Source organism: Brevibacillus sp. NRS-1366, from assembly GCF_050467985.1.
In genome coordinates, this window is sequence record NZ_JBITPN010000029.1 from 59,605 (window position 1) to 72,139 (window position 12,535).

Sequence of the window (12,535 nt, forward strand, 5' to 3'; positions counted from 1 at the left end):
TTGTACAAAGAATCGGGCTAGTCCTTGCCTTTGCTCACGTCAATGGTGGGATGCATGAAGCGAGCCCCTTTTATTCGTTGGTCTTCCAACAGCTCCTTGTTCTCAGAGGAGTTCCACCCAATGTCATTCGTCGGGTGCACCCACCTGTCCCCAGACATGATCTCAGGATCAGTCTCTGTCGACCAATTGTTGAGGGGGGAGTCTTGGGAATCGTACAGACTGTCTCCGATCACGACGCCAAATTCATTGACGAACGGCTTCTGAATCGAGCGAGAGGAATTTTTAAAGTCAGGCGCACTAATTTGATGCGGAAGTGTGCCATCAAGAGCGATATCTTTGATTTCTTCGTTTTCCTGGTTGGCCTTGTCCATTCATGGACCTCCTTCATACGAAGATGTCTCTTTGACTAAGATGCATCAACCATCCGCCCCTTATACGAGCTAGACCTAAGTCTTTCCTCCTGCCAAAGCGGTGCGCCCAGCCCAATATCGAGTATGGCGCATATGCTACAAAAAGGGGGAGATCCGATGCTTACCAGTGTCGTCATTCCAGTCAGAGACGCAGCCGATCAGCTCCTGTATACCTTGTTCAGCTTTAATTTGCAGTTCATTGCATTCGAGAAATTTGAAGTGATCGTTCTGGATAACGCGTCACGAGACGATGTGCCGGACAAAATTGCGCGATTTGCTGCTAATTATCCGCTGCGTTGCCTACGATTTCGGCGGGTGCTGCCGTTAGCTCAACTGCTGAATACAGGAATAAAACAGGCGAACGGAGAACTGATTATTTTATTGTCGCCTACCATGATCGTTCCACGGGAGTTTATCGGCGTGCACCTGCATGCCCATGAGAAGAATCGCAGGCTGGTTCTGCTTGGACTCGGAGCGAGGCGGATTTATTCGGTCTATGATCCGGACTTCAGCCCAGTTCAGCATGCTGAATGCAGGGAATGGCTGGAAAACTATCCATATATCAAGCGTCCGCATACCCAAACTCAAATGATCTCGCTTTTGGAGGAGAGCCAAATCGTCAGTGGTCAGCCAGCTCAGATCAGCTTGCCCTGCCTGGAAGCGGAGAAGCGTCTGGCGATCAGGCAAAAATACGGTGTAGGCTTGACAGGGTATCGCTCGCCTTGGGCGTTATTTTCGACGCAGCATGTCTCCCTTTCCCGTGCGAGCTTGATGGAGGCTGGTGCCTTCCGTGAGCTGCCACGGATTCAGATGGAGAGAAATATGGCCAAACGGCTTATCAAAGCAGGGTGTTCATTCCAGTTTGACGACAAGCTGACGTTACTCAAGCAGGAATGTGTGATACGAAAAATAAGGGATCGAAATCGGTTTTCCAAGAAAAATCGCCGAGCGTAAGATAAGCCCGGCGGTTTTTTGCTGCCTAACGGTTTTCTTTTAACCTCTCTTGTGGTTCACTATTAATGGAACCGTTAGAGCGTACAGCTTCAGATTGGGCTTTTGGACCTCTGATTTCTGCGGTTTTCCCAAAGTCTTTTGCCTTATTGCGCACCATATCATGTCCTCCTCTTCGTGCCAGATGCTGATAGTATGACCCGGATTGGGTCAGAGAATGAGGACGTAAATGCGATAGAGAAAGGATGGAAGTGGAAATGGCGAAAAAACAACGCAAGCATGAGCGTCCAGCCGTGGAAGCTGCAGAGACAAAAGGCGGATTGAACAGTCTAAAAGAAATGTTGAATGCAGATGCACTCGGGAAGCTGAAGCTTTTGGAAAAGGAAATGAAGGCAGACAGCGAACGAAAGGCACAGGAAATAGCAGAACAAAAAAGACGTGAACAGGAAGAACGGGAGCGTAACAAAAGCTTTGGTGAATTGCTCGCGGACTACGAGAAAAAGGGCGGAGGCAAGTATAGCTGATGCGTGATGGACGGCAGAGCGACCGACCGGATACTTCAAAAAATGGCATGATGAAAAAGCGGCAATTGACTGTAAAAGATGAATCGATCAAAAAGAGAGGTCGCGAAGTCCTCAATCGATTGGGCAAAAAGGAAGCAAAGGAGTGATTTTTTTCCGTCCCATCCCATATAGCTAGGGAAGGGAAAGGAGGGAGATCATGGGGACAATCCTGCTCCTGATCAGTCTCCTCTGCGTAGCTGTAGGCACCTGGAAGCTGAGTGGGATCTACAAGGCAGACAAGACGGACAGCAAAACAATTTGGTGGACAGTGGCGGGCGTCGGGATTGCGCTTTTTTTCCTTTTGAAGCTGATGACAGATACGTTTCCAACGTAAACATGCACCTGGCGTAAAAAACGCGAGGTGCATGTTTTTTCGTACTATGTTATTCGTAGCGCAAGGCTTCGATCGGGTCCAGCTTGGCTGCTTTGTTGGCAGGATAGAGGCCAAAAAAGATACCAATTGCGCTGGAAAAACCAAATGCGATAAAGACGCTGTTCCAGGAGAGGGTCGGCGGCAGATTGGCAAAGTGAGCGATTATGGCGGCAATGCCGAGACCGAATAAGACCCCGATCAGACCGCCAATCAGGCAGACGATCACCGATTCAATCAAAAATTGGACCAAGATATCGCTGCGTCTCGCACCCAATGCTTTGCGAATACCGATCTCACGCGTACGCTCGGTGACGGATACGAGCATGATGTTCATGACGCCAACCCCACCGACCACCAGCGAGATTCCCGCAATGACACTAAAGATCATCGTCAGCGTGCCCGTTAATTGATTGAACTGGTCGACGGATTCCTGCATGCTGCGTGCCATATAATGATCTTTCTTTTGATGCTTGCGGCTTAAATACTGCTTTACCTGCTGCATGGCCGGATCTACAGAAGCCTTATCAATGGCTTTCCCCATAAACGTTTGGACATAAGGCTCTTCCTGCAGGCTTTGATGGAAACGAATCGGCACAATGGCCCCAAAGGTTTGTGCACCCATGTCAAACTTGAACTTCTCTTCCGTGTATGTACCGATTACGACGAGAGAGTTATTGCCCCACCGAACGCGCTGTCCGATCGGATTCATTTGCCCGAACAGCTTTTGCCCGAGTGCCTCCTCCAGTACGACGACGGCACGCTGCTCCTTGTCATCGGCACTATTGAAGAAGCGACCTTTTGCCACCTTCATTGTCTTTTGCATCTCAAAATAATCAGCGGTGGTAGCGGAGAGATTGACCCGCTCTTCTTTTTTAGGGCCTTTCATTTCGATGGTCAAGGAATTATAAGGAACGAGGTATTCGATCGCGGGACTGATTTTGCCCAGTACATCCGCATCCTCTACAGTCATATCGTCTGAGGCCATCGTTTCCTTGGTCTCCCAGTTGATGTAGACGTTAAAGGTGTTCTGTCCAAATTTATCCATTTCCTGGTTGATAGCGTTTTGTCCGCCCTCCCCAAGTGCTGTAACGGTAATCACAGAGGTAATCCCGATAATAATGCCGAGCATGGTGAGACTGGAGCGCATTTTGTTGGCCCAGATACCTTCTACTGCGGTCGAAAAGCTCTCCAAAAAATTCATGTGACGATCACCTCATCTGACGGAGTGGCGAAAAGTCGCTCTGTTACCCGTTCATCCCGGATGATCACGCCGTCTTTAAATGTCACGATTCGCTCCGCATGCTGGGCAATGTCCAATTCGTGCGTAACGAGGATGATCGTGACACCTTGTGCATGCAATTCCTGAAACATGGCCATGATCTCGATGCCAGATCGGCTGTCGAGGTTGCCTGTCGGTTCGTCCGCCAGCAAGATAGCGGGGCGGTTCACCAGCGCGCGTGCAATGGCTACACGCTGTTTTTGCCCACCAGAGAGCTGTGTTGGCTTATGGTGGATGCGCTCGGCTAGACCAACCCGCTTGAGTGCTTCGGTAGCCCGATTGCGGCGTTCTGTGCGGCTGACATTGGCGTACATCATCGGCAGCTCTACATTGTGCAGAGCAGTGGAGCGTGCCAGAAGATTAAAGGATTGAAACACGAACCCGATTTTTTGGTTGCGAACATGAGCAAGCTGTTGGTCCTTCAGACTGCTTACCTCGATGCCGTCCAGAATGTATGTCCCTGTATCCGGACGATCCAGACAGCCTAGCATGTTCATGAATGTGGATTTCCCTGATCCCGATGGCCCCATGATGGCAACGAATTCGCCTTGTTCGACCAACAGAGAGACACCTTTTAAGATAGGCAGTGTGGAATCGCCTGTCTGGTATGATTTCGTCAAGCCTTCTACTTGAAGCATCGTCGGCTGACCTCCTTTCTTGCGGGGAGTGGGTTACATACCCATCGCTGCAGCGCCACCGCCCATTGGCATGATCGGTGCGCCTTCGGTGAGAGATTCAATCGGGCTCAAAATGATTTGCTCGTCACCGGTAAGTCCCGACTTGATGTGGGAGAAGAGTTCATTTTCTGTGCCTGTTTCGATTTTTTGCTTTTTAGCAACACCGCTTTCGGCTACCCAGACAAATGTGCTGCCATCTGCGTCTTGTTGAACAGCTTCAATCGGCACCTGCAAGGCATTGTCGATTTTTTCCACAGAAATATTGATGTCCACATGGAAGCCTGGTTTTAGTGCTGACAGCTCGCCCTCAGGCTTTAGCGTTACTTTGACGCGGGTTTTTTCGCCCTGACCCGAGCTGTTTTGTGTAGTCGTAGCGGTCGGTGCAATACGGGTCACCTGTGCATTCAGCTTTTGTTTTCCGAGTGTAGTTCCTTCAATGGTAGCGGACTGACCGAGCTTTAGCTTGTTTACATCTGATTCATTAATATCTGCCTGGATCAACAAGTTGTCGAGGTTAGCAAGCGTCAAAATTTCCGTGCCTTTGTTCACGTATTGTCCGTTGTCGGAAGCCACCGCAATTATGGTTCCATCTGCTGGAGCGATCAGGATGCTTTGGATGCGATCCTTTTCTAGTTGTCCTCGTTCTACCTGCAGCTTATTGATTTGTGCTTGCTGGGAGGCAACCTCTTCCTTGCGCGGTCCCTTTTTCTTGAGAGAGAGTTGTTCTTTGGCAACATTCAGCGAGGATAGAGTGGAGTCTACCTGTGATTTGGCTTTATCCAGCTCTTGCTGTGTGGAAGCGCCTGAGGCGAATAGCTGATGCATCCGGTCGTATTCTTTTTTAGCTGTATCATACTCGCGCTGCGCTTGCGCTACGCGTTCATTCTCCTGCGCTATTTCTTCTGGTTCATTACCTGCCTGGGCTTTCGCCAAATTCGCTTTGGCCAGCTCCATTTGCGCTTCGATGTCGAGAATTTTGCTATCGACGTCAGAGGTGTCTATTTTAGCGATGACTTGTCCCTTTTTGACCTTGTCTCCTTCCTTTACGACAAACTCCCGTAAGGTCCCGGTTACATTGGCGTACTGCTTTTGCTTGTCCTGGGCGATGACGACCCCGGAGGTAAGAATTTTGCTTTCCAAAGTTGACTTGGTTGGTGTTCCGATGCTTACGGGCATACCCATGGCTTGTTGTGATCCCATCATATTGATCCCTATAAAGCCGGCGCCCAGGAGGACAACGACGGAACCAATGATCCACCAGCGTTTTTTCATGATCATTCTCCTTTTATTTCGATGCTCGAAAAGTTATACGAAAAGATTGGAAAAGGGTTACAGTTGTGACGAATTATTTATCATTTCATCGCTTTTTGAGATGTTTTGGCGGAAAGTACTTTATGGGCATTTTGCGTGATAAGATAAGGAATAGATGACGTTCCTTGGAGGGGAGCTATGAACCAAACGATTCGTTTTGATTACTCCAACGCTCGCGCTTTTGTCAAACCACATGAATGGGAGCAGCTTGCTCCGGCGATTGGACAGGCGCATGAGATGCTGCACAAAAGAACCGGACCAGGTAGAGATTATCTCGGGTGGGTAGATTGGCCCGACCGATACGACCGCACCGAATACGAACGAATTCGGCAGGCGGCGGCACGTATTTCGTCTGATTCCGATGTGCTATTGGTAATAGGAATCGGGGGTTCATATTTGGGGGCGAAGGCTGTGCTTGACATATTGGGACACAGCTTCTACAATTTGCTGCCGAAGTCCAAACGGCGTTCTCCTGAAATTTATTTTGTAGGCAACAATATCAGCCCGGTCTACATTTCTCACCTGATGGACGTGTTGGAAGGAAAAGACGCGTCGATCAACGTCATCTCGAAATCGGGCACGACGACAGAGCCAGCCATTGCTTTTCGGCTTTTTCGCGACTGGTTAGAAAAAAAGTATGGTCGAGAGGCAGCCAAAAAACGAATCTACATTACGACAGACAAAGCCCGGGGAGCTTTAAAAAAGCTTGCTGATGAAGAGGGGTATGAGACTTTTGTCATCCCGGATGATATCGGAGGGCGTTATTCGGTTCTGACAGCCGTCGGTTTACTGCCAATCGCGGTGAGCGGCGCCAACATGGATGCCTTGATGCAGGGAGCGGCAGATGCAAGAGAAAGGTACATGGTCATGGATTTGCATGAGAATCCGTGCTATCAGTATGCTGCCATCCGCAACGCGTTGTACCGCAAAGGCAAAATGGTGGAGCTGTTAGTCAGCTATGAGCCGCAATTTCGTTTTTTTGCTGAGTGGTGGAAACAGCTTTTTGGCGAGTCAGAGGGCAAAGACGGAAAAGGGATTTTTCCGGCCTCTGCTGAATTTTCAACAGATTTACATTCCTTGGGGCAATACATACAAGACGGCATGCGGAATTTATTTGAAACAACGGTATCCGTAACCAAACCAGCCATCGACATGACCGTACAGGAAGACCCGGACGACGTGGATGGATTGAATTTCCTGACTGGGAAGCGGATGGGGTTTGTGAATAAAAAAGCTTTCGAAGGAACGGTACTTGCCCACGTTGATGGAGGCGTACCCAATCTGTTGGTAGAAATCCCAGAGGCGACAGCTTATCATCTCGGTGGCCTGATCTACTTTTTTGAAAAGGCATGCGGGATAAGCGGCTATCTCTTGGGGGTAAACCCGTTTGATCAGCCGGGGGTAGAGGCCTATAAAGCCAACATGTTTGCGCTACTCGGCAAACCCGGCTATGAGCAGCAGAAAGCAGAACTGGAGGCTAGATTGCGAGAGAACAAGACATACTTGACCGTTGCGGAGACAGCAGCGTATCTGGATCTCCCGGAGACATTTATTTTGGAAAGAATTAACCAGGGGCGGATTCGTGCGGTTCATGATGGCAACGAATATTTGATCAACAAAGATCAGTTCAAGCATCATCTGGAAGAAATGCGCAAGCTGCGGGAATACGAGGAAGCAGCCCGCCACGAGGCGATTCCGGAGAGCTACGATGTAAAAGATGAAGATTAGGTGTCAGTTGGACTTGTCAGAAGGTTGCACGGAGGACTATACTGACTAAAGAAAATGAATGAAACGACATAATAGTAGAAGCAACTTGGGGAGTCCTTCACGCGGGGCTGAGAGGATGGAAGCGACAGACCATCGACCCATTGCACCTGATCCGGATCATGCCGGCGCAGGGATGTGGTTGCCGGCCGACGTGCGCTTAAATTTGTCATATGCGTATGAGCCCACCTTTTCCTGCAGGGGAACGGGTGGGCTTTTTGTATTAGCAAAAGTGAATAAAAAGTTTTGAGGAGAGAGAGTATGAGCGATTGTCTGGTAGTGGGTGGAGGTATCATTGGGCTCAGTTTAGCGTACGAGCTGTCGCGTCGCGGCATATCGGTAGCATTGGTAGAACAAGGCGAGTGGGGAGGGCAGGCGTCTTCTGCTGCGGCAGGGATGCTGGCTCCGTTGAAGGAATTTACGGCACCCGGACCGATGCTTGATATGGGAATGGAGTCACTCGCGCTCTATCCAGGGTGGGCACATGATCTGGAGGAGTGTACTTCGGGAGACGTGCAGCTCAGCTTGGAAGGTTTGCTGACCGTTGCTCTGAATGATCAGGAACAGGAGCTGCTGGAAGCCAAGTATCAATGGCAAAAAGAGTCTGGACATTCCGTACATTGGCTGGTGGGAAAAGAGATTGCCGAGGTGGAGCCGATGCTCACTGACAAGGCTCAGGCGGCCATCTATTCCCCAGACGAAGGTCATATCAACAACCGGCTCCTATTGCGTGCATTGGTGACGGCATGCCGACTGCAAGGTGTGAAGCTGCTATCTGGGTGTGTAGTGAGCGGGATTGCCGTAAAAGCAGGGAAGGTCGTCGGGGTAGACAGCTCCATGGGCCCACTTCGTGCCGGGCATACAGTCATTACTTCTGGAGCATGGGCAGGGATCATGCTGGAGATGCTGGGAGTTTCAGTGCCTGTACGTCCCGTGCGCGGGCAAATCGCTGCCGTATCCTCCGTAGGAATTCCGCTGCGTACAGTCATCTTCGGAACGACTGGCTATATTACTCCAAAAAAGGATGGCAAAATCGTCATTGGAGCGACAGAGGATGAGAGCGGCTTCCAGCGGGAGGTCACGCTAGCGGGTCTGGCGAGCATTTTAAACGGGGTCATGCCATACGTTCCGGCACTGCATGCCGCTACATTTCTAGAAGCTTGGGGTGGACTTCGTCCTGCTACAGCAGACAGAAAACCGCTTTTAGGGCCGATCCCTGGCTGGGCCGGACTCTCGATTGCGGGAGGGCATTTTCGCAACGGGATTTTGCTTTCTCCGATAACGGCGAAGTGGATGGCTGATTATTTGGAACAGGGAAAGACAGAACAGTTAACGCCATTTATGCCTTCCCGCTTTCTAGACAACTGATTCATATCTACATCCACGACATCTCTTTTGTAAATTGGGCTAGTCTCTTATAGAATACGGTACACCTCCCCATAGGCTCTTGTATATGGTAATAAAGAAACACCAGAAGGGGAGGAGTTTCCATGCAGTCTGATGAGAAAAACCTATACCAGGCTGACATCCAGACCGTCAGCCTGTTAAAGGATATGCGTGAAAATGTGCACAACATTTGCAAAGATCACGTGGAGCAAAAAGTGCGCATTGAAGCCATTGACGGACAGATTATTGAGGGTGTGATCGTCGATTATGACGATCAGAATGTATACGTTGAGGTGGAAGATCCTGATTCGGAGGAAGAAGAATACGAAGAGGACGACTATTATGAGGTGGAGCAGGTCGCCGGCCATCAAACTTATGGATATGGAGGCTGGGACGACGATCCTTATGTATCCCCGTATGACGTTTACTATCCGTATCCGTATGGAGATTACGACCCGTACGGCGATCTAGGTACTTACCCAGGTGGAAATGTAAGTCCGTACAGCAGCAGCAACAGACCGTTTCCACAGGTGAGTCCGTACAGCAGCAGCAACAGACCGTTTCCACAGGTGAATCCGTACAGCAGCAGCAACAGACCGTTTCCACAGGTGAGCCCGTATAGCAGCAGCAACAGACCGTTTCCACAGGTGAGCCCGTATAGCAGCAGCAACAGGCCTTTTCCACAGGTGAGTCCGTATAGCAGCAGCAACATTCCTTATCCGCAAGTAAGTCCTTATAGTACCACTCCATGCGTTCCGATTAGCCCATATGGAGACCATTATCCATATGGCCAGGTGAGTCCATTCAGTCAGGCGAATCCTTACAGTGGGAAGAAACCATTTCCGCCACAAGTAAGCCCTTTTATGGGGACTAATCCATATATCGCTCCCGCTCCATTTCCGCCATTTCAGCCGTACCCGCCGTTCCCACCTTTTCCACCACCTCCACCTTGCCCACCGTTTCCCATATCGCCGCAACCGCTACCGCCAGTCGTTGTACCGAAAAAACGTCGCCGGCGTTGCGGGCGTAAGATCATACCGCTCGCTCTCTTCACACTGCTTACAATCGTATTGATCTAAAAGGATGCGTGTCAACAAGCCTCTGTCCTTCTTGGGAATGGAGGCTTGTTTTTTGTCACACACTATATGAAGAAACAAAACGGGCATGAGACGTTTTTCACAAACAAAGGCAGGGATTAAGATGAAACCGATTAAAAGCAGCTTGCAAGGTACTAGAGGGACTTTCGGATACTTTCGAGAAGCGCTTCAACCGAATTTTACATTGGCAAACTGGGATTATGAGCAAGGCTTTTTTGACCGCACACTGGATGATCGGAATACGGTCTATCTGCGCTTGCCTGTCAAAGTATTGCAGGGAGAACTGGACAGCCCTGATGCATGGCTAGAAATAGGGGAGCCATTTGTTTTGCGCCATGTCTATCAGACAGGTCTAGATGAAGATATCGGGTACGTAGAGCCGCTGGTTTCGTCGGTCATGAACCAGTTTCAGGAACCGGTCGACAAAGATGCGCAGATTGATTCCAGATGGGTGCGCAAGGCAGAGGCCATCGTAAAGGAATTGGAAAATCGCCTCGCATAACGGGTGGGCCTGATGATAGGCCCGCTTTTTCTTTTTAAAGGCAGGAAATAATTTCCTGACGGAGAATGATAGAAGGCAGGAAGAAGCGTTCGGGGAGAGTCGAAAAACATGGGATGGTTCCATTCGCTTACGAGATGGTATTGGAAAATCCGCAAGCCGCTCACATTGGGAACAAGAGTAATCGTTACGGCAGAACAAAAAGGAGTCCTCTTGATTCGTCATACCTACACTGCTGGCTGGTACTTGCCAGGGGGAGGAGTAGAGAAGGGGGAGTCGTTTTTTGAAGCAGCCCGCAGGGAATTGCGGGAAGAGTGTGGAATCGCGGTAGAATTGCTTACGCTCTGTCATCTTTTTTATAGTGAGCGGGAAGGCAAGTGTGATCACATCGCTCTTTTCCATGCCGCTTTGACAGGATCGCACCATCCCAGGCGTGATCCGATGGAGGTGGCCGAGATGCGTTTTTTTGCATGGGATCAATTGCCTGATGATTTATCTCCGGCCACGCGCAGACGATTACAGGAATTTCGCAACCGATCTTTTTCTGAAGATAGATGGTAAAGAGGAGATACATGCATGATCCGATTTCTTTGTGGTATAGTGAAAAAAACGAAAAGAGCTGAGCTTTAGCTTGGAAGGATAAAAGTGAGGGCAGATCAGCATGAAGATTGCGACTGTACTGCGAAATGACGATTACACACGGGAAGTAGAAAATGAACTGAAAGAAAAATTACGGGCTGCCGACAGTCCCCACCGATTTATAGAAGGCCCTGGCGATCATCCTGATATGGTCATTTCCATTGGGGGAGACGGAACGCTTTTGGAGGCGGTCCATCAGTATGGAATAGAGCCGGCATATGTGGGCATCCATACGGGGCATCTCGGTTTTTATGCGGACTGGCGGCCGGATGAACTGGATATTTTCGTGGAACGATTGCTGGAGCAAGAAGAGCCAGCGATTGCTGAATATCCAACGGTCGAGTGTCGAATTGTGACACGTGATGGTCAACAGTACGAAAAATGGGCCTTAAATGAGCTGGTTTTGCGCAATGCGTCCTTGTCTACACTGGTGACTTGCGTCTACATCAATGGGGATGAGCTGGAAACGTTTCGGGGTGACGGACTGATTGTATCGTCCCCATCCGGCAGTACGGCTTATAACAAAGCGGTTGACGGCGCGATTGTCCATCCATCTATCGAGGCGATCCAGTTGTCCGAAATCGCTTCGATCAACAACCAGGCGTATCGTACCGTGAACAGCTCGCTGGTTTTGCCAAAGCATCATGAAGTTGAGTTGATCGTCATGAATCCCGAAATCATGATCGGATTGGATCGGGAACAGGCCGTATGGAAGGACGTTCAATCAATTACATGTCGAGTAGGGCAAGAAAAGGTGAAGTTTGCCCGGTACAAGCGGCTTACGTTTTGGAGCCGGGTACGCAAGTCGTTTATCAAAGGGTAGTAGTAAGGGGATACCGCCTTTGTATCCAAGGAAAAAGCGGTGTGGTTCCGTTGCTGGTGGAACCATCCCGCTTTTTTTGTACAGATCAGAATTTGTAAAATTCTTATCCAGTATAAGGGCAACCGCGACTTCGCCAAAAGGCATGGCGTAGCCAGGTTTTCTAAAGCCTATTTTTTAAGCAGGAGGAGGAAGATACATGAAGAGCAGTCCTTTGGAAAAGGTTCGCAGCTACGTACAGCGATATCAGCCTGATTTGGAGCCGATTTTGTTTGAAGAACCGTTAGAAACATCAGAGGTGGCTGCCCATGCTCTAGGTGTGGAAATTGGGCAAATAGCCAAGTCCATCCTGTTTCGCGCAGATGACAAATACGCCTTGTTTGTAGCAGCAGGGGATGTGCGTATTCATTCCAAGCGGGTAAAAGCAGCACTGGGTACAGGAAAAACAAAGATGGCATCACCTGAAGAGGTGGAAACCGTGACTGGTTTTCGCGTGGGGGCAGTGTGTCCATTTGCCTTAGAGGTTGAAGTCCCGATTTTTGTGGATCGATCTTTGCAGCGTTTTTCCCATATTTACACAGCGGCAGGAATAGCCGAATCGCTTTTGCCTGTGACGTATGAGGCTTTACTGCAAATGACTGGCGCAGAGGAAATCGACGCTGCTTCTGCCGAGTGAGATACGGAGATAAGCGAATATAACAAAAAAGAATCCGCCCCTATGATTAGGACGGATTTTTGTTTAATGGATAGGAATTTCCTCTCCTCC

At 49.5% G+C, this 12,535-nt stretch carries 16 protein-coding genes, 1 pseudogene and 1 riboswitch; of the genes and pseudogenes, 12 read left to right on the forward strand and 5 right to left on the reverse strand.

The window, feature by feature from the left end; all coding sequences use genetic code 11:
* Positions 1 to 17: 17 nt before the first annotated feature.
* Complete coding sequence (locus ACIFQN_RS24070) at positions 18 to 371, reverse strand: DUF3905 domain-containing protein (RefSeq protein WP_429835574.1); 354 nt, start codon at positions 369 to 371, stop codon at positions 18 to 20.
* A gap of 156 nt (positions 372 to 527) precedes the next feature.
* Here ACIFQN_RS24070 and ACIFQN_RS24075 point away from each other — a divergent pair, with 156 nt between their 5' ends.
* Positions 528 to 1,364 (forward strand): glycosyltransferase family A protein, encoded by an 837-nt coding sequence (locus ACIFQN_RS24075; RefSeq protein WP_429835575.1) that lies wholly within the window; start codon positions 528 to 530, stop codon positions 1,362 to 1,364.
* A gap of 25 nt (positions 1,365 to 1,389) precedes the next feature.
* Here ACIFQN_RS24075 and sspK read toward each other — a convergent pair whose 3' ends face one another.
* Positions 1,390 to 1,521: a small acid-soluble spore protein K gene (sspK, locus tag ACIFQN_RS24080; RefSeq protein ID WP_007783429.1), complete on the reverse strand. Its 132-nt coding sequence runs from the start codon at positions 1,519 to 1,521 to the stop codon at positions 1,390 to 1,392.
* Positions 1,522 to 1,618: 97 nt separating this feature from the next.
* On the opposite strand from sspK, the gene ACIFQN_RS24085 reads away from it, so the two are divergent.
* The 3 genes from ACIFQN_RS24085 to ACIFQN_RS24095 are packed head-to-tail and all read left to right on the forward strand — an operon-like array spanning position 1,619 to position 2,258.
* Positions 1,619 to 1,885, forward strand: a complete 267-nt coding sequence (locus ACIFQN_RS24085; RefSeq protein WP_429835576.1) for a DUF3886 domain-containing protein — start codon at positions 1,619 to 1,621, stop codon at positions 1,883 to 1,885.
* Positions 1,885 to 2,031, forward strand: coding sequence for a hypothetical protein (locus ACIFQN_RS24090; RefSeq protein WP_429835577.1), 147 nt, complete (start codon positions 1,885 to 1,887; stop codon positions 2,029 to 2,031). Before ACIFQN_RS24085 ends, ACIFQN_RS24090 begins: the two co-directional genes overlap by 1 nt.
* Before the next feature lie 50 nt (positions 2,032 to 2,081).
* Positions 2,082 to 2,258 (forward strand): hypothetical protein, encoded by a 177-nt coding sequence (locus ACIFQN_RS24095; RefSeq protein WP_429835578.1) that lies wholly within the window; start codon positions 2,082 to 2,084, stop codon positions 2,256 to 2,258.
* Positions 2,259 to 2,307: 49 nt separating this feature from the next.
* Here the strand turns inward: ACIFQN_RS24095 and ACIFQN_RS24100 are convergent, their stop codons facing one another.
* From ACIFQN_RS24100 to ACIFQN_RS24110, 3 genes are read right to left on the reverse strand one after another with little or no spacing between them, the layout of a single operon-like run.
* Complete coding sequence (locus tag ACIFQN_RS24100) at positions 2,308 to 3,498, reverse strand: ABC transporter permease (RefSeq protein WP_429835580.1); 1,191 nt, start codon at positions 3,496 to 3,498, stop codon at positions 2,308 to 2,310.
* Positions 3,495 to 4,214, reverse strand: a complete 720-nt coding sequence (locus tag ACIFQN_RS24105; RefSeq protein ID WP_429835581.1) for an ABC transporter ATP-binding protein — start codon at positions 4,212 to 4,214, stop codon at positions 3,495 to 3,497. Before ACIFQN_RS24105 ends, ACIFQN_RS24100 begins: the two co-directional genes overlap by 4 nt.
* A 33-nt stretch (positions 4,215 to 4,247) precedes the next feature.
* Entirely contained in the window at positions 4,248 to 5,525 is a 1,278-nt protein-coding gene (locus tag ACIFQN_RS24110) for an efflux RND transporter periplasmic adaptor subunit (RefSeq protein WP_429835582.1), read from the reverse strand.
* 177 nt (positions 5,526 to 5,702) lie between these two features.
* Between ACIFQN_RS24110 and ACIFQN_RS24115 the strand changes: the two are divergent.
* The 8 genes and pseudogenes from ACIFQN_RS24115 to ACIFQN_RS24150 all read left to right on the forward strand — a co-directional run.
* Positions 5,703 to 7,052: pseudogene (locus tag ACIFQN_RS24115) on the forward strand (glucose-6-phosphate isomerase); the annotation flags it as partial.
* 15 nt (positions 7,053 to 7,067) lie between these two features.
* Positions 7,068 to 7,292: a helix-turn-helix domain-containing protein gene (locus tag ACIFQN_RS24120; RefSeq protein WP_429835627.1), complete on the forward strand. Its 225-nt coding sequence runs from the start codon at positions 7,068 to 7,070 to the stop codon at positions 7,290 to 7,292.
* A gap of 76 nt (positions 7,293 to 7,368) precedes the next feature.
* A riboswitch (TPP riboswitch) is annotated at positions 7,369 to 7,482 on the forward strand.
* A 107-nt stretch (positions 7,483 to 7,589) separates the two neighbouring features.
* Entirely contained in the window at positions 7,590 to 8,696 is a 1,107-nt protein-coding gene (thiO, locus tag ACIFQN_RS24125; protein WP_429835583.1) for a glycine oxidase ThiO, read from the forward strand.
* Between the two features lie 122 nt (positions 8,697 to 8,818).
* A complete protein-coding gene (locus ACIFQN_RS24130; protein WP_429835584.1) occupies positions 8,819 to 9,793 on the forward strand; it encodes a hypothetical protein in 975 nt (324 codons plus the stop codon).
* A gap of 121 nt (positions 9,794 to 9,914) precedes the next feature.
* On the forward strand, positions 9,915 to 10,313 hold the full coding sequence (locus ACIFQN_RS24135) for a YugN family protein (RefSeq protein WP_429835585.1): 399 nt from the start codon (positions 9,915 to 9,917) through the stop codon (positions 10,311 to 10,313).
* A gap of 108 nt (positions 10,314 to 10,421) precedes the next feature.
* Positions 10,422 to 10,871 carry an NUDIX domain-containing protein gene (locus ACIFQN_RS24140; RefSeq protein WP_429835586.1) on the forward strand — a complete coding sequence of 150 codons (450 nt, stop codon included), beginning with the start codon at positions 10,422 to 10,424 and terminating at the stop codon, positions 10,869 to 10,871.
* A gap of 100 nt (positions 10,872 to 10,971) precedes the next feature.
* The gene (locus ACIFQN_RS24145) at positions 10,972 to 11,772 is read left to right on the forward strand and encodes an NAD kinase (protein ID WP_429835587.1); all 801 of its coding nucleotides are present in this window, start codon (positions 10,972 to 10,974) and stop codon (positions 11,770 to 11,772) included.
* A 196-nt stretch (positions 11,773 to 11,968) separates the two neighbouring features.
* Positions 11,969 to 12,445 (forward strand): YbaK/EbsC family protein, encoded by a 477-nt coding sequence (locus tag ACIFQN_RS24150; protein ID WP_429835588.1) that lies wholly within the window; start codon positions 11,969 to 11,971, stop codon positions 12,443 to 12,445.
* The last annotated feature ends 90 nt before the right edge of the window (positions 12,446 to 12,535 follow it).